Genomic DNA, 15,432 nt, shown 5'->3' with positions numbered 1-15,432 from the left:
CGCTCCTGGTGCCTCTATCCGACGGTACCTTGCCAAGTGCCCCCTGCGGGGCCCCCTTGACGTGGTTCACATCGCCTTCTGCGACGATCGCCCACGCCAAGGGGCGGCAAGGATCAGACCGCGTTGCTCTTGCGGGTGGAGACGATCTGGTCGATCAGGCCGTACGCGAGCGCGTCCTCGGCCGTCAGGATCTTGTCGCGCTCGATGTCCTCGCGGATCTTCTCGAGCGGCGTGGTGGAGTGCTTGGCCAGCATGGTCTCCAGCTGGTCGCGCATCCGCAGGATCTCGCGGGCCGCGATCTCCAGGTCGGAGAGCTGCTCGCGGCCGGTGCCGCCGGACGGCTGGTGGATCAGCACGCGGGCGTTCGGCAGCGCCATGCGCTTGCCGGGGGTACCGGCGGCCAGCAGGACGGCGGCGGCGGAGGCCGCCTGGCCCATGCAGACCGTCTGGATGTCCGGCTTCACGAACTGCATCGTGTCGTAGATCGCCGTCAGCGCGGTGAAGGAGCCACCGGGGCTGTTGATGTAGATGGAGATGTCGCGGTCCGGGTCCATCGACTCCAGGCACAGCAGCTGCGCCATGACGTCGTTGGCGGAGGCGTCGTCGATCTGCACGCCGAGGAAGATCACGCGCTCCTCGAAGAGCTTCGCGTACGGGTCGTACTCGCGCACGCCCTGCGAGGTGCGCTCGACGAAGCGCGGGATGACGTAGCGGTTGTCCACCTGCGGACCGGTGTGGAGGCCGCTCGCGGGAGAGAGGTTGTTCATGTACATCGGGGGTTTCACCATCCTGGTGGCGTTCTACGGCTGTCGGCTGGGTGCGTGCGGTCGCCGCCGGGGTCCGGGACCCCGGCGCTGCCCGGGGATCAGGCCCCGGTGCCACCGCCACCCGGAACGTTGGACGCGGCCGAGATGATCTCGTCGATCAGGCCGTACTCCTTGGCCTCCTCGGACGTGAACCAACGGTCGCGGTCGCCGTCGCGGATGATCGCTTCGACCGTCTGGCCCGAGTGGAACGCGGTGATCTCGGCCATGCGCTGCTTGGTGCGCAGCAGGTACTGGGCCTGGATCTTGATGTCCGAGGCGGTGCCGCCGATGCCCGCGGAACCCTGGTGCATCAGGATGTCGGTGTTCGGCAGGGCGAAACGCTTGCCCTTGGCGCCGCCGGTGAGCAGGAACTGGCCCATCGAGGCCGCCATGCCCATGCCGATGGTGACGACGTCGTTCGGGATGTACTGCATGGTGTCGTAGACGGCCATGCCGGCCGTCACCGAGCCACCGGGGCTGTTGATGTACAGGTAGATGTCCTTCTCCGGCTCGGCGGCCAGGAGCAGGAGCTGCGCCGTGATCTTGTTGGCGATGTCGTCGTCGACCTGCTGGCCGAGGAAGATGATGCGCTCGCCGAGCAGCCGGTTGTAGACATGGTCGCCGAGGCCGCCACCGATGGACGGCTCACCCGCGGCGTGAGGCTTCAGATTCGTCACGTATCCACCTGCTCGTCTCCGACGGCTCACGTGCCGTCTCAGCGTCTCTTTCAGGGGCCGCGGCTCGGCCGATGCGGACCTGTCCGCCGGCGTCCGGGTACTCCCGCAACCCTCGTATTCATGGACCCTAACGCGCAGGTCGGACAACGCCATCCCGCTTCCCGAACTGTTCGCTCGGAGCGCAAGCTCCGGAGCCCCGCGCGAGGCGAAGCCGAAGGGCCCGGGCGCATCTGCGTCCGGGCCCTTCGGGCACTGCTCACAAGCCTCGCGGGAGGACCGTGACCGGCCCCCCGCCTGGGCTTACTTGGCCTCTTCGGCCTCGTCGGCGTCAGCGGCGTCGGCGTTGACCGCGGCCTCGACCGTCTCGGCGGCCTGCTCCTCGTCCTCGTCGGACAGGTCGACCTCGACACCGTTGGTGTCGGTCACCTTGGCGGCCTCGACGACGACCGCGAGGGCCTTGCCGCGGGCGACCTCGCCGACCAGCATCGGGACCTGGCCGCCTTCGACGACGGCCTGGGCGAACTGGTCCGGGGACATGCCGGAGGACTGCGCGCGGCGCATGAGGTGCTCGGTGAGCTCCTCCTGGTTCACGTTCAGCTTCTCCTTGTTGACCAGCTCGTCGAGGAGGAACTGGGTCTTGATGCCCTTGACGGCCTGCTCGCGCGTCTCCGCGTCGAACTCCTCGACCGTCTTGCCCTGGATCTCCAGGTACTTCTCGATGGTCAGACCCATCTGGCCCAGCTGGTGGTGCTCCAGGCTGTGCTTGCGGGTGTTGACCTCGTCCTCGAGGAGCTTCTCGGGGATCGGGACCTCGGCGAGCTCCAGGAACTTCTCCAGCACGCGCTCCTGGGCCTGGGTGGCCTGGTCGTACTGCTTCATGTTCTCGAGGCGCTTGCGGCTGTCGGCCTTCATGTCCGCCAGCGTGTCGAACTCGCTCGCGGTCTGGGCGAACTCGTCGTCCAGCTCCGGCAGCTCGCGGGCGGAGACCTTGGTGACCTTCACGGTGACCTCGGCGTCCTTGCCCTCGGCGGAACCGCCCTTGAGCTGCGAGGTGAAGGTGGCCTCGCCACCGGCCTCCAGGCCGGTCACGGCCTCGTCGATGCCTTCGAGCAGCTCGCCCGAGCCGATGGTGTACGAGACGTCGGAAGCGACGCCGTCCTCGAGGACCTCACCGTCGACCTTGGCTTCGAGGTCGATCGTCACGACGTCGCCCTCGGCGGCGGCGCGCTCGACGACGTTGGTGGTCGCGAAGCGGCCGCGAAGCTGCTCGATCGACTTCTCGACGTCCTCGTCGGTGACCTCGATCGCGTCGACCTCGACCTCGATGCCGGAGTAGTCCGGGATCTCGACGGTCGGGCGGATGTCGACCTCGGCGGTGAAGGCCAGCAGTTCGCCGTCCTTCAGCTCCGTGATGTCGACCTCGGGCTGACCCAGCGGGTTGACCTCGGCTTCGTTGACCGCCTCGGTGTAGAACTTCGGGAGGGCGTCGTTGACGGCCTCCTCCAGCACAGCACCGCGGCCGAAGCGCTGGTCGATGACTCGGGCCGGGATCTTGCCCTTACGGAAGCCCTTCACCGTGACCTGCTGGTTGATCTTCTTGTACGCCGCGTCGAGGCTGTCCTTGAGCTCCTCGAAGGGCACCTCAACAGTGAACCGAACCCGAGTAGGGTTCAGGGTCTCCACGGCGCTCTTCACGGTTAGGTCTCCTTGTGGCTGACTGCTGGGGTTCTGCTGACGCTGCGATTCAGCGGTTCAGCGGATCGGGCCCGGTACATCAGACACACGGGCACGCAGCTTGCATAGTAACCGCAAGCGGTCAGCAGCCCACAACGCGATCTTCATATCGACGCTGACGAAGGCGGCCCCGCCGGGCACCTCGGGACCCGTCGACGACGGTGCTGGTGGTGCGCGTGCGGTGGTGCCACAGGTGCATCGCGGCGATGCCGCGTGATGTTGGTCGGGGTGGCCGGATTCGAACCGACGACCTTCCGCTCCCAAAGCGGACGCGCTACCAAGCTGCGCCACACCCCGTCGGTGCGACACGTAGGGTACATGCCCGGAGACGTTCCGGAGCGCCTGCGTGAGGGAATGCGTGGAAGAGCGTGGAAGAGCGCGGGAGACGCGACCGGGAATGCGGTGTGCGATCGCCCGCCGGAACCGGCTAGGATGCAGCGTGTGCCACGGTCGGTGACCTGCGGTACGCACCGTGCGGGCGTAGCTCAATGGTAGAGCCCTAGTCTTCCAAACTAGCTACGCGGGTTCGATTCCCGTCGCCCGCTCTTGATGACGAAGGGCCAGGTCAGAGGATGTTTCCTCTGCCTGGCCCTTCGTCGTTCCCGGGGCGCGCGGGCCGCGCCTCAGTAGACGGACAGTGGCGGTATCCGCACCCGCAAGCCGGCATCGCGCAGTTTCTGCTGCCAGCGCGCCTCCGTCTCCGCCCGGCCGAGCCGGATCTCTCCCCATCCCTCGATGGAATCCGGCAATGCCTCGCCCCGGGCCCAGGCCCCCAGCAGCATCCGGGTCTCGCTCCTGGCGAGGAAGCCCACCTCTGCCGCTGAGTACCCACCCACGTCGCCCACCGACGCGAGATCCAGGAAATGGCATGTCTCGGCGATGCGTTGGCGCAGCTCGCCGTCGAGGATGAAGGACTGCTCGAACCCCAGGACCTTGTAGATCTCGGTGAGGCTCAGCACGGTCTCCTCCAGGGGCTGGTTCACGAGCCCGATGGGGTTCTCCAGGTAGGCGGAGAGGATCCTTTCCACGGCGCGCATCTCCCTGCCCCCCTTCGCCCTCCTGCCCTCGTCCTCAACGGCCTGGCGTCGCGCCGTCTCGGCGTCCTCCAGGTGTTCCCGGCGGGACGTCCTCGCCTGGCGGCGAGCGCCGATCCTCCCCATGGCGTCACCGCCCAAGCCGATCAGTCCGCCGATGAGCACGGCGACGACTGTTCCCCACTCCACGTTCCCTCCCCGTTCCAGAAGACCTGCCGAAGCGATTCCCCTGGATATTCGCCGGGGCGTGGGGGTGCTGACCAGTACGATCAGCGTTCGTCTTCCAGGGGGACATCGCATGAGCTCGGGTATGGCACTCGCCGTCGGTCGCGACAGGGAATGGATCATCCGCAACGCCAAGGGGCGGAAGTTCGTCTTCGAGTCCGCGGAGGAGGCCTTCGAGGAACTGCACGAGTACGGCGAGGGGGCCGTAGTGCTGACCCGGGAGGTCTACCGGGGCATGTTCCGCACCAAGCCCGTCACCGACTGGCAGGAAGTCCCGCCGCCGGCCGTCGATCCCCGCGCGGAGGTGCCCGGGGGTGGCGATGAGTGAGCTGGACCTCGCCGTGGTGGACGCGTCGAGCTACCGCGCCCGGGCGGGCGGGGAGGCACGGGGGTGACGGGCCGTCTCCGGTTCGGCTGGGAGTTGGCCGGGGCGGGGTGGGCCGTCTGTCGGGTTTCCGATGGTGCTGCGGAGTGGACGGGTGTTGTCGGTTACCTCACGGACGCCCTGGCCGACACCTTGCTCGCGGTGGTCGGGCTCTACGGGGCCACGGGCGTCCAGCGGATCTCCTTCGACCTCGAACCGGCCGAAGCGCGGTGGCGGCTGCGGCGCCACGGTGCGGACGTGTCCGTCGACGTCCGCCAGTTCCCGGACATGACCACGAGCTGGGACGCACCCGACGACGCGGGCACCCTCGTGTGGAGCACCACACGGTCCCGCGGCGAGCTCGGCCACGCGGTGGTGGAGGCCGCCGAGGAGGTGCTGCGGGCCCACGGCGAGGCAGGGTACCGGAGCGCGTGGGGTGCTCATCCCTTCCCCGTGGCGGCCCTGCGAGAACTGCGGCGGCTGCACCGGCGGAACGACGCCTGCCCGCAGGCGCAGTGCCGGCGTGGGGCGCTGCCACCGCGGCCGAACCGCGTCTGCGCGCCGGATCTAGAGCTTGATGCCGGCGATCGTGTCCGCGAGGGAGTTGAGGAAGCGGTTCACGTCGGGCGCGATGGAGCTGGACGCCAGGAAGAACCCGAAGAGGGCGGCCACGATCGCGGGGCCCGCCTTGATGTGGTTGCCGCGGATCAGCACCACCAGGATGACCGCCAACAGAACCACCACTGACAGCGAAATGGCCACTACTGATCACACCTTCGGTCGTCCCCTGGTCGGCCCGGGGCCGCGCGGCCACGCGCGTCCCCAGGAACATCGTGCCACCAACGGGCCCCGCCTATCCGCCCGGTGACGACCCTTTCTGCCAACCGGGCCGGTTTCAGAGCCCGAGCAGGGACCGGACGCGGGCATATTTGGCGGTCAAACGCAGCCTGGTCGCCCCGTCCAGTACGGACAGTCGGTCGGGGTCCGCGTTGTGGGCAAGGTCCGCCTCCTTGACGAGCAGCGCTCCCGGGGTCGCCAGGATGCGCGCGGTGTACTCCTCGACCGGCTCCCCCGATCGCTTGGTGACCGCCAGGACCATGTCCTTCACGGACTGCGGGAGGGCGGCGCGGTCCAACCACTCGCGGCTCAGGGCGTCGTCCTCGACCGCGTCGTGCAGCCAGGCCGCCGCCTGCTGCTCCGCGCTGCCGCCGCGGGCCCGGACGCCCTCCGCGACGGCGGCGAGGTGCTCGGCGTAGGGGCGGCCGGCCTTGTCGGTCTGGCCCTCGTGCGCCGCGCGGGCCAGGGCCTCGACCTCGGCCAGGGTGAGGGGCGTGGACGGGGGCGTGGACGGTGACGGTGCGGGGTGGTCGTCGGTCATGCGGTTCCTTCGGCGGCGCGGCGCAGGGCCCGGGCGGCCCGGTGCACGTCGGCGGACGTGGTGCGCCAGTTGGAGAACGCGGCGCGCAGGGCGGGGGTTCCCGCGTAGACGGTGGGGGTGACGAAGACTTCGCCGTTCGCGGCCTCCCGCAGGGCGGTCAGGCGGGCCGGGGTGGGGTCGGTGGCCAGGGTGAAGCAGACGACGTTCAGCCGGACCGGTGCGAGCAGGGTGAAGACCGGGTCGGCGTCGAGCCGCGCGCCCAGCTCCCGGGCGCAGGAGATGTCCCGTTCGACGATCTCCCGGTGGCCCTGGCGACCGTACGCGCGCAGCGTGAACCACGCTGCCAGGGCCCGCAGTCGGTGGGAGTTCTCGGGGGTGAGGTGGACGAGGTCGGGCTGGTCGCCGAGCGGGCCGAGGTAGGCGGCGGCGTTCTGGAAGACGCGGGCCTGGAGGTCGCGGCGGCGGGTGAACAGGACGGCGCTGTCGTACGGGACGTTGAGCCACTTGTGGAGGTCGACGGTGACGGAGTCCGCGGCGTCGAGCCCGTCCGTGAGGTGGGCGTGCTCCGGCGAGAGGGCGGCGAAGGCGCCGAACGCGGCGTCGGTGTGGAGCCAGAAGTCGTGGCGTTCGCGCAGCGCGGCGACGGCGCGGAGGTCGTCGAAGTCGACGGTGTTGACGGTGCCGGCGTTGGCGACGACCACGCAGGGCCCGGGGGCGTCGGCGAGGGCGCGCTCCAGGGCGGCCGGGTCCACGGCTTCGCGGCCGGGCAGGGTCGGCACGCTCACCAGGGCCGCGCGGCCGAGGCCGAGGACGGCGAGGGCCTTGGCGATGGAGGAGTGCGGGGCGCCGGAGAGGACCCGGACGGGGCCGAGGGCGGCGGCGCCGTCCTCGGCCGGGGAGACTCCGGCGCGCTCGCCGAGCCATTCGCGGGCGATGGCGAGGCCGGTGGTGTTGGACATGGTGGCGCCGCTGACGAAGGTGCCGGTGTGGGCGTCGGTGAGGCCGAAGAGGTCGCGCAGCCAGGCGGTGGTCTCGCGCTCCAGGTCCTGGCCGGCGGGGTCCAGGGCGGAGTTGGAGTTCTGGTCGTGGGCGGCGGTCAGCCAGTCCCCGGCCAGGGCGGCGGGGGTCGCGCCGCCGGTGACGAAGCCGAGGTAGCGGGGGCCGGCGGAGGCGGAGAAGCGGGGGGCCCAGTGTTCCTGGAAGGCGGTGAGGGTGTCGGCCAGGCCGGTGCCGAGGTCGGGGAGGGGGGTGGCGGTTTCGGTGCCGGTGGCGGTGGCGGGGTGCGGGGGCGCCGCGGGCGGCGGTACGACGGGGCGCTCGGCCAGGGTGGCCAGGGTGGCGGCGGCTGCGCGGTGGGTGGCGGCGAGCAGGGCGGGGAGGTCGGCCAGGTCGGCGGCGAGGGTGGGGTCCATGGGGGCACGCTAGGTCGGTCGGCGGTGGGGGCACCGGGCCAATCGCCGTCAAGTGGTCGGTCGCTTCCCGCGGGGTGGGGGCCGGGGGGGGCAGGCGCGGCCTGTCTGCCCTCCGGGGGGGGGGCCCGCCCCGGGGGGGGGGGGGGGGGGGGGGGGGGGGGGGGGGGCGGGGGGGGGGGGGGCGGGCGGGGGGGGGGGGGCGCCGGGGGGGGGGGGGGGGGGGGGGGGGGGGGGGGGGGGGCCCGGGGGGGGGGGGGGCGCGGCCCGTGTGCCCTCCCGGGGGCGCCTCGAACGGCGGTGGGGCTGGATTGGCGCGGGTGTGACCCGGCCGAGGGCGGCCGTCGGGGCGGGGCTCGGCTCGTACGCCCGCCAGAGGGCCTCAAGCTCCCCCAGCTGCCGCTGGGAGGGGCCCCGGGCGAGGCTGGATTGGCGCGGGTGTGACCCGGATGGCTAGCTCGTGGGCCCTCCGGGGGCGCCTCGAATGGCGGTGGGGCTGGATTGGCGTGGGTGTGACCCGATGGCGGGCGGGGTGGGGCGGCGTAGGGTCGCGGGATGACGGGGAGCTTGGTGGGGAAGTCGGGTTCGGGGCGGGCGTGGTGGGGGGTCGTCGTTTCTGCCGTGCTGGCGGGGGTGCTCGTCGGGTGTGACACCCCGCCGCCTCCGGCGGCTGCGCCCGGGGCGACCGGGCGACCGCCGCGGGCGGGGGCTGCCGATGAGGTGTGTCCCGAGGGCGGCGTACGGATCGTCGAGGGGCAGGGCGACGCGGCGATGGGGTTGCGGGTCGGGCGGCTGCGGCTGGTCAATTGTGCTGCCGAGCCGTACCGCTTGGAGGGCTACCCGGAGGTTCGGGTGCTCGACGCGGACGCCCGGCGGGCGGAGGTGTCGGTGGTGCACGGTTCCGGCGGGATCACCACCGGCGCGCCCGGCATGGACCGGCCCCCGCAGCCGGTGGTCCTGCTGCCCGGGGAGGCCGCGAGCTTCTCGCTGCTCTGGCGGAACACGGTCACGGACGGGACCGCGGTCGACGGCCGCTACATCGAGGTGGTGCCGCGTCCGGGCGCCCCCGCGATCCGGCTGAAGCTCGTGGAGCCCCTCGACCTCGGGACCACCGGGAAGCTCGGCATCGGCCCGTGGCAGGACACGCGGACCGCGCCGTGATCGTCTGGCTGAACGGCCCCTTCGGCGGCGGGAAGACGCAGACGGCGCACGAACTGCTGCGCCGGCTGCCCGGCAGCGTGCTGTGCGATCCCGAGCACATCGGCTTCGGGCTGCACCGCACGCTGCCGCCCGCGCTCCGCGGGGACTTCCAGGACCTGCCCGCCTGGCGCCGGGGCGTCTTCGAGGTGCTGGACCTGGCCGCGAACCGGCATCCGGGGACGGTGCTGGTCCCGATGACCGTCACCGAGCCGCGCTACTTCGCGGAGACGGTCGGGCTGCTGCGCGAACGCGGCCACGACGTACGGCACTTCGCCCTCCTGGCCGACCGCGCGACGGTCCTGCGGCGGCTGCGCGAACGCGGTCTCGGCCGCGGGTTGAAGCACGAGAGCTTCGCCGTCGCGCGCCTCGACGGCGCCCTGGAGGCCCTGCGCGCACCGGAGTTCGCGGAGCACCTGTGGACGGACCGGCTGCCGGTGTCCGGGGTCGCGGACCGGATCGCCGCGCGCGCGGGCCTGGCGCTGACCCCGAACACCGACGGCCCGCTGCGCGCACGGCTGCGGCGCACGCTGGTCGGCGTGCGCCACATCCGCTTCGACTAGGCCGTCCTTCCTGGGCCGTCCTTCCTAGGCCTCCTTCCTAGACCGCCGCGCGTCGCAGGGCGTGGCGGGCCGGGAGGGCGGTGGCCAGGAGGGTGAGGAGGAGGGCTCCGGCGGCGAAGGAGCCGTAGACCAGCGGCGGGACGTAGGGCGCCTCGCCGGTGAGGGCCTTCGTCATCGGGATCAGGGTGGCGGCGGCGATGGCGGAGCCGAGGGCCAGGCCCGCGCCAGCGACCAGCAGGGCCTCCCAGCGGATCATGCGGAGCACCTGGCGGCGGGTGGAGCCGACGAGGCGCAGCAGGGTCAGCTCGCGGCGCCGGTCCAGGACGGTCATGGCGAGGGTGTTGGCGGCGGCGAGGGCCGCGAAGCCGCCGAGCACGGCCGCCATGACGGTGTTGGCCCAGGCGTTCAGCTGCCGGTCCGTGTCCTGGGCGGTGGCCCAGCCGCTCTTGTCGGTGAGCGCGCCGCCGAGGTCCGCGAGGCCGGGCGAGGCGCCGCGGACGAGGAGTTCGGTGGCGGCGGGCGCGGTGCGGTGCGCGGCGAGGTCGGCGGCGGGGAGGGTGACCTCGCCGAAGCCGAGGCCGCGTTCGTAGACCGCGACGACCTCGGGGGCGGCCCGGACGCCGTCGGGCAGCCGCAGCTCCATCCGGCCGCCCAGGCGCACCCCGACGGCCTCGGCGAGGCCCCGGTCGACGGCGACGGTGCCGGCGCGGAGCGCGCCGAGGGAGCCCGCGCGCACGCCGAGGTCCTGTACGGGGGTGAGGTCGCCGCCGGTGATCTGGGCGGAGGCGCTGCGCAGTTGGGCGCCGCTGCCGGAGCCGACGGGCACGAGGACGGAGGTGCGGCTGACGGGGACGGCCGCGCTGACGCCGGGGAGGGCGGCCGCGCGGGCCGCGGCGTCGGAGGGGAGCCCGGATCCGGGCGGTGCGCTGACGATGTGGTCGGCCAGCAGGCCCGCGGCCTGTTGGTGGCCGGTGGCCCGGTCCGCCGTGGTCTGGAGGAAGACCAGGGTGGAGGAGAAGGCGACGGCCAGCACGATGGGCGTGAGGGCGGAGGCCAGCCTGCGGGCGTTGGTGCGGGCGTTGGCGGCGGCGAGGGCGCCGGCCGGGCCGGTGGCGCGCAGCGGGAGGCCGAGGACCGTGGCGCAGCCGCGGGCGATCAGCGGTCCGAGCAGGGCCACGGCGAGCATGAAGAGCATGACGACGCCGGGTCCGGCGGCGGCCGCGGCGCTCACGGAGCCGCCGGAGGCCAGCCCCGCGCAGGTGAATCCGCCCGCCACGGCGGCGATGCCGAGCGCGGTGCGGATCCAGCCGGGGCGCAGGCGTTCCACCGCCGCTTCGGCGAGGGCCGCGCCGGGCCGGATCCGGGCGGGGCGGCGGGCGGCGGCCCAGCCGGCGAGGAGGGCGGCGACGAGGCCGGTGCCGATGGCGCTGACCAGCGGGATCCAGGAGACGGCGAGCTCGACGGGGGCCGGGATCGCGCCCTTGTCCTTGAGCTGTCCGAACCACCAGTGCGCCAGTGCGATGCCGGGCAGGCAGCCCAGGACGCCGGCGAGCGGGGCGACGAGGAGCGCCTCGGTGGCGACGGAGCGGCGGATCTGGCGCGGGGTGGCTCCGACGGCGCGCAGCAGGGCGTACTCGCGGGAGCGTTGGCCGACGCAGAGCGCGATGGCCGCGGCGGCGGTGAAGACGGCGACCATGGTCGCGGTGCCGCCGAAGGAGGCGCCGAGGGCGATCAGCAGTTCCTTGGCGCCGGCGAGGCGGGCGTCCAGGACGCGGTCGTCGCCGGTCAGGACGTGGGCCCGGTCGCCGACGGCGGCGCGGGCCCGCTCGGCCACGGCCGCGGGGTCGGCGCCGGGCGCGGGGAGGAGTGCGATGGCGTCCAGGGCCCCGGGGTGGCCGGAGAGGGCGCGGGCCTGGTCGTCGGCGAACCAGACGCCGGGGGCGTCCGTACGTCCGGACACCCGGAATTCCCGCTTCCCCGCCGGGGTGTCGAGGGTGACCCGCTCGGCGCCGCCGGCGGCCGGGCCGCCGAGGACGACCTCGCCGGGGCCGGGGGCGCGGCCGGTGCCGAGCCGGGTGCCGGTGAAGGCCGCGGAGCCCCAGCCGGACGCGGTCACCGGGCCGGCGTCGGACCGTACGGGGAAGGACACGTCGGGCACGGCCCGCCCCAGCGGCGCGAGCTCGGCCAGCAGCGCGGCGTCCACCCGGGCCAGTTCCGGGACCGGGACCGCGAGCTGCTCGGCGTCCTCGCCGCGCCCGGCGGTCATGCGGACCTGCTGGTCGGCGGCGATGACGACGGGGGCGCCGGCGTACCGGGTGGGCGGGACCGCGGCGCGCAGGCCGGTCTCCAGCAGGATGCCGCAGGCGGAGACGATGGCGACGGTCATCAGGAGGGCGAGGAAGGTGCCCACGAAGGCGGCGGGGCGGGCGCGCACCGCGGCCCGCGCGAGGCCGTTGGGCCGGGACGGTCGGAACATCAGGCAGCTGCTCCCGCGTATGCGTCGACGGCGGCGGGGGCGGCGGGGGCGGCCCCGCGGCCGGTGAGCGCGGCCATCCGGGCGGCGATGACCGGGGCGGGGCTGCGCGGCAGCCGGTCCGCCAGCAGGCCGTCGGCGAGGAAGAGGACCTGGTCGGCGTGGGCGGCGGCGGCCGGGTCGTGGGTGACCATGACCACGGTCGCGCCGAGGCTGTCCACCGCGCCCCGGAGCAGGGCGAGCACCTCGGCCGCGGTGGTGGTGTCCAGGGCGCCGGTGGGCTCGTCGGCGAAGATCACGTCGGGGCGAGTGACCAGGGCCCGGGCGATGGCCACGCGCTGCTGCTGGCCGCCGGAGAGTTCACCGGGGCGGCGGTGGCCCTTGCCCTCCAGGCCGACCTGGGCGAGGAGGGCGGCGGCGCGGGCGGCGCCGCCGGCCGCGGCCCGGCCGCCCGCGAGGCGCAGCGGGAGCAGGACGTTCTGCTCGACGGTGAGCGAGGGCAGCAGGTTGAAGGCCTGGAAGATGAAGCCGAGGCGGCTGCGGCGCAGCTCGGTGAGCTGGTTCTCGTTCATGCCGGTGATCTCGGTGCCGCCGAGGCGGACGGAGCCGGAGCTGGGCTGGTCCAGTCCGGCGGCGCACTGCAGGAAGGTGGACTTGCCGGAGCCGGAGGGGCCCATCACGGCGGTGAAGCTGCCGCGCGGGAGCGTGAGGTCGATGCCGCGCAGGGCCTGGACGGCGGTCGCGCCGCGCCCGTAGGACCGGCGTACGTCGCTCAGCTGGACGGCGGCGGCGGTTCGGGTGACGGCGTGCGGCCCGGGGCCGGGGCCGGGGCCCGCGTCGGACAGGTCCCACCCGTCGTTTCCGCCGCGCCCGGCGTGCCCACTGCCGCGCAGCTCCCGTTCCCGTTGCCGCTTGCCGCGCCCGAACCCCATGATGTGCCGCCTTCCGCGTCTGCCGTCGTGCTCGTGACCTCGACGCTACGGAGGGGGCGGGGGCCCCGGCCATGGTGGGAACGGGCCGGTCGGGGGTGGGGCAAACCCCACCACTGGGCCCCCACCACCGAGGTCAGACGGAGCGTCGGATCAGCAGCAGGGCGCGGTCGTCGTTGACGTCCTTGGCGACCTTTTCGATCAGGTGCCAGGTCGCGCCCTCCCATCCGGAGGCGACGTAGCGGTCGGCTTCGCCGGTGAGCCGGTCGATGCCCTCGCTGATGTCCCGGTCGGCGGTCTCGACGAGCCCGTCGGTGAAGAGCATCAGGACGTCGCCGCGCCGGAGGTTGCCGCGGGCGGCCACGAAGTCGGCCCCGTCGTAGACGCCGAGGAGCGGGCCCTCGCCGCTCCTCTCCTGCCAGCGGCCGGTGCCCGCGGACAGTTGGAGGGCGGGCAGGTGACCGGCCGAGAACAGGTCGTAGTCCCCGGTCTCCAGGTCGAGGACGAGGTGGATGGAGGTGGCGAAGCCCTCGTCCCAGTCCTGGCGCAGCAGGTAGCCGTTGGCGGCGGGCAGGAAATCGGGCGGCGGGAGCGAGCCGAGCAGTCCGCCGAAGGCGCCGGAGAGGAGCAGGGCGCGGGAGCCCGCGTCCATGCCCTTGCCGGAGACGTCGGTGAGGACGACTTCGAGGGTGCGGCCGCCGTTGGTCCGGGCCGCCACGACGAAGTCGCCGGAGAAGGACTGGCCGCCCGCCGGGCGCAGGGCCATCTCGCGGTGCCAGCCGCGCGGCAGGTCGGGCAGCTTGCTCTGGACCCGGATGCGTTCGCGCAGGTCGAAGAGCATGGTGCCGCCGCGTCTCCAGGGCACGCCGACGCGGCTGCGGAACTGGGCGATGACCAGGCCGAAGAACCCGCAGGCGGCGACGACGAGGATGGTGCCGGGGGTGACCCGGGCGGGCCCTTCGGTGTAGGGGCCGAGGACCAGGGCCTCGACGATCAGCGCGCTCGCGGAGGCGGCGTAGAGGGCGAGCAGGCTGGCGGGGCGCAGCAGCAGGCCGCCCGCGACGATGGGCAGGACGAGGGCCGACGGGGAGAACCAGACGGGCAGGAGCAGGGTGCCCCAGGTGATGGCGGGGACGGTCAGGATCAGGCCGCCGAAGGCGAGCCAGTCCGAGGCGTCGCCCCGGAAGTAGTCGACGGCCGATTTGCGCAGGGCCGTGCGGACCCGGTGCGAACTCTTCCGCAGCCGTGCCGTCAGGGTCTCCATCCGTGCTCCGCCCATTGCTTCGGGACCCTATCCATCCTGACTGTGAGCGCGCAGGGGTACCCCCCGACCGCACGCTGATTTCAGGACCAAATCGGGTCGACCGGGATGGATCGCCCTGGTAGGCATGGCCCTATGGCTCATGAGACACGGGTATTGCGACCCGAAGAATGGGACGGCTGGTACGACCACCTGGAGCTGGCGTTCGGCGGTGTGCCGGAAGCGGAGGAAGAGCGTGAACTGTACAGGTCACTGACCGAGATCGAGCGCTCGTTGGGGGTGTGGGACGGCGGGACCTGCGTGGCCTCGGCCGGTGCCTTCACCTTCCGGGTCGCGGTGCCCGGCGGGGCGCTGGTGCCCGCGGCGGGCGTGACCATGGTCGGCGTGACGCCGACGCACCGGCGCCGGGGGCTGCTGACTTCCCTCATGCGCCGTCAACTCGACGACATCCGTGCGGGTGGCGAACCGGTCGCCGTGCTGACGGCGTCGGATCCGGCGATCTACGGGCGGTACGGCTACGGCACCGCGACGTACGCGCTGGCGCTGGACGTCGACACGAGCCGGGTCGGGCTCCGGCTGCCCCCGGGTACGGACGGCGTGCGGATGCGGCTGGTGGATCCGCGGGAGGCGCTGGCCGCGTGCGAGGCCGTGTACGCGGAGCTGGTGCCGCGGCGGCCCGGAATGACGGCCCGGCAGCCGGGCTGGGAGCGCCAGGCGCTGCTCGATCCGGCGTCGGGGCGCTCGGGGCGCTCCCCGCTGAAGTGCGTGCTGGCGGAGCGGGAGGCGGACGGCGCGGTGGTGGGCTACGCCCGCTACCGGGTGCGCCCGGATTGGGACCCGAGCGGTTCGGCCGGGGTGGTGGAGGTCCAGGACCTCGACGCGCTGGACCCGGCGGCGTACGGGGCCCTGTGGGCGTACGTCTTCGGGATCGACCTGACCTGGACGGTACGGGCCCACAAGCGGCCGGTGGACGATCCGCTGCTGCACCTGGTCAGCGACGTGCGCCGGGCGAAGCCGCGCACCCGCGACTCGATGCACGTGCGCCTGGTGGACCTCGGGGCCGCGCTGGAGGCCCGGACGTACGGGACCCCGCTGGACGTGGTCCTGGAGGTGGAGGACGCCTTCTGCCCCTGGAACGCGGGGCGCTGGCGGCTGACCGGCGATGCCAAGGGGGCCACCTGCGCGCGGACCGGGGACCCGGCGGAGCTCGCGCTGTCGGTGGCCGAGCTGGGCTCGGCGTACCTGGGCGGGGTCACGCTGACGTCACTGGCGGGCGCGGGCCGGGTGACCGAGCTGCGGCCGGGCGCCCTGGCGGAGGCCTCCCGTGCCTTCGCCTCGGACCTGGCCCCCTGGCTGCCGCACGGCTTCTAGGGCGTGTTTCC

General features: G+C 73.4%; 14 protein-coding genes and 2 tRNA genes. 5 read left to right on the top strand and 11 right to left on the bottom strand.

Features of this window, described 5'->3' with window-relative positions; translation table 11 throughout:
- Positions 1-113: 113 nt before the first annotated feature.
- From ACIQWR_RS05975 to ACIQWR_RS05960, 4 genes are all read right to left on the bottom strand, one after another.
- A complete protein-coding gene (locus tag ACIQWR_RS05975; RefSeq protein ID WP_404005406.1) occupies positions 114-767 on the bottom strand; it encodes an ATP-dependent Clp protease proteolytic subunit in 654 nt (217 codons plus the stop codon).
- Positions 768-865: 98 nt separating this feature from the next.
- Positions 866-1,483: an ATP-dependent Clp protease proteolytic subunit gene (locus tag ACIQWR_RS05970; RefSeq protein WP_404005404.1), complete on the bottom strand. Its 618-nt coding sequence runs from the start codon at positions 1,481-1,483 to the stop codon at positions 866-868.
- 300 nt (positions 1,484-1,783) lie between these two features.
- On the bottom strand, positions 1,784-3,178 hold the full coding sequence (gene tig / locus ACIQWR_RS05965) for a trigger factor (RefSeq protein ID WP_404005402.1): 1,395 nt from the start codon (positions 3,176-3,178) through the stop codon (positions 1,784-1,786).
- A 259-nt stretch (positions 3,179-3,437) separates the two neighbouring features.
- A tRNA-Pro gene (locus ACIQWR_RS05960) sits at positions 3,438-3,514 on the bottom strand.
- A gap of 177 nt (positions 3,515-3,691) precedes the next feature.
- Here ACIQWR_RS05960 and ACIQWR_RS05955 point away from each other — a divergent pair.
- Positions 3,692-3,762, top strand: a tRNA-Gly gene (locus ACIQWR_RS05955).
- A 78-nt stretch (positions 3,763-3,840) separates the two neighbouring features.
- Here the strand turns inward: ACIQWR_RS05955 and ACIQWR_RS05950 are convergent.
- Entirely contained in the window at positions 3,841-4,440 is a 600-nt protein-coding gene (locus ACIQWR_RS05950; protein ID WP_404005400.1) for a hypothetical protein, read from the bottom strand.
- 109 nt (positions 4,441-4,549) lie between these two features.
- Here ACIQWR_RS05950 and ACIQWR_RS05945 point away from each other — a divergent pair, with 109 nt between their 5' ends.
- The gene (locus tag ACIQWR_RS05945; protein ID WP_404005399.1) at positions 4,550-4,804 is read left to right on the top strand and encodes a hypothetical protein; all 255 of its coding nucleotides are present in this window, start codon (positions 4,550-4,552) and stop codon (positions 4,802-4,804) included.
- A 603-nt stretch (positions 4,805-5,407) separates the two neighbouring features.
- On the opposite strand, the gene ACIQWR_RS05940 is transcribed toward ACIQWR_RS05945, so the two are convergent.
- From ACIQWR_RS05940 to ACIQWR_RS05930, 3 genes are all read right to left on the bottom strand, one after another.
- A complete protein-coding gene (locus ACIQWR_RS05940; RefSeq protein ID WP_354380256.1) occupies positions 5,408-5,602 on the bottom strand; it encodes a hypothetical protein in 195 nt (64 codons plus the stop codon).
- A 133-nt stretch (positions 5,603-5,735) separates the two neighbouring features.
- Positions 5,736-6,218, bottom strand: a complete 483-nt coding sequence (locus ACIQWR_RS05935; RefSeq protein ID WP_404005397.1) for an HD domain-containing protein — start codon at positions 6,216-6,218, stop codon at positions 5,736-5,738.
- Entirely contained in the window at positions 6,215-7,630 is a 1,416-nt protein-coding gene (locus ACIQWR_RS05930; RefSeq protein WP_404005396.1) for a pyridoxal phosphate-dependent decarboxylase family protein, read from the bottom strand. Before ACIQWR_RS05930 ends, ACIQWR_RS05935 begins: the two co-directional genes overlap by 4 nt.
- Positions 7,631-8,182: 552 nt before the next feature.
- Here ACIQWR_RS05930 and ACIQWR_RS05925 point away from each other — a divergent pair.
- Together ACIQWR_RS05925 and ACIQWR_RS05920 are read left to right on the top strand one after the other, a co-directional pair.
- On the top strand, positions 8,183-8,788 hold the full coding sequence (locus tag ACIQWR_RS05925; protein WP_404005395.1) for a DUF4232 domain-containing protein: 606 nt from the start codon (positions 8,183-8,185) through the stop codon (positions 8,786-8,788).
- Entirely contained in the window at positions 8,785-9,387 is a 603-nt protein-coding gene (locus ACIQWR_RS05920) for an AAA family ATPase (protein WP_404005773.1), read from the top strand. Before ACIQWR_RS05925 ends, ACIQWR_RS05920 begins: the two co-directional genes overlap by 4 nt.
- A gap of 37 nt (positions 9,388-9,424) precedes the next feature.
- Here ACIQWR_RS05920 and ACIQWR_RS05915 read toward each other — a convergent pair whose 3' ends face one another.
- From ACIQWR_RS05915 to ACIQWR_RS05905, 3 genes are all read right to left on the bottom strand, one after another.
- Positions 9,425-11,863 carry an FtsX-like permease family protein gene (locus tag ACIQWR_RS05915; protein ID WP_404005394.1) on the bottom strand — a complete coding sequence of 813 codons (2,439 nt, stop codon included), beginning with the start codon at positions 11,861-11,863 and terminating at the stop codon, positions 9,425-9,427.
- On the bottom strand, positions 11,863-12,792 hold the full coding sequence (locus ACIQWR_RS05910; protein ID WP_404005393.1) for an ABC transporter ATP-binding protein: 930 nt from the start codon (positions 12,790-12,792) through the stop codon (positions 11,863-11,865). Before ACIQWR_RS05910 ends, ACIQWR_RS05915 begins: the two co-directional genes overlap by 1 nt.
- 133 nt (positions 12,793-12,925) lie before the next feature.
- Complete coding sequence (locus ACIQWR_RS05905) at positions 12,926-14,053, bottom strand: PP2C family protein-serine/threonine phosphatase (protein ID WP_404005391.1); 1,128 nt, start codon at positions 14,051-14,053, stop codon at positions 12,926-12,928.
- Positions 14,054-14,185: 132 nt separating this feature from the next.
- Between ACIQWR_RS05905 and ACIQWR_RS05900 the strand changes: the two genes are divergently transcribed.
- Entirely contained in the window at positions 14,186-15,421 is a 1,236-nt protein-coding gene (locus ACIQWR_RS05900) for a GNAT family N-acetyltransferase (protein ID WP_404005390.1), read from the top strand.
- Positions 15,422-15,432: the final 11 nt, after the last annotated feature.

The organism is Streptomyces sp. NPDC098789 (assembly GCF_044759975.1).
In the GTDB taxonomy this organism is placed as follows: Bacteria; Actinomycetota; Actinomycetes; order Streptomycetales; family Streptomycetaceae; genus Streptomyces.
This window is presented reverse-complemented; position numbering and strand designations above follow the sequence as displayed.

Bases quoted from the DNA above. Each gene is read 5' to 3' on its own strand.
- ACIQWR_RS05975 (WP_404005406.1), bottom strand. From the start codon at position 767: ATGAACAACCTCTCTCCCGCGAGCGGCCTCCACACCGGTCCGCAGGTG.
- ACIQWR_RS05945 (WP_404005399.1), top strand. From the start codon at position 4,550: ATGAGCTCGGGTATGGCACTCGCCGTCGGTCGCGACAGGGAATGGATC.
- ACIQWR_RS05935 (WP_404005397.1), bottom strand. From the start codon at position 6,218: ATGACCGACGACCACCCCGCACCGTCACCGTCCACGCCCCCGTCCACG.
- ACIQWR_RS05930 (WP_404005396.1), bottom strand. From the start codon at position 7,630: ATGGACCCCACCCTCGCCGCCGACCTGGCCGACCTCCCCGCCCTGCTC.
- ACIQWR_RS05925 (WP_404005395.1), top strand. From the start codon at position 8,183: ATGACGGGGAGCTTGGTGGGGAAGTCGGGTTCGGGGCGGGCGTGGTGG.
- ACIQWR_RS05915 (WP_404005394.1), bottom strand. From the start codon at position 11,863: ATGTTCCGACCGTCCCGGCCCAACGGCCTCGCGCGGGCCGCGGTGCGC.
- ACIQWR_RS05910 (WP_404005393.1), bottom strand. From the start codon at position 12,792: ATGGGGTTCGGGCGCGGCAAGCGGCAACGGGAACGGGAGCTGCGCGGC.
- ACIQWR_RS05905 (WP_404005391.1), bottom strand. From the start codon at position 14,053: ATGGAGACCCTGACGGCACGGCTGCGGAAGAGTTCGCACCGGGTCCGC.
- ACIQWR_RS05900 (WP_404005390.1), top strand. From the start codon at position 14,186: ATGGCTCATGAGACACGGGTATTGCGACCCGAAGAATGGGACGGCTGG.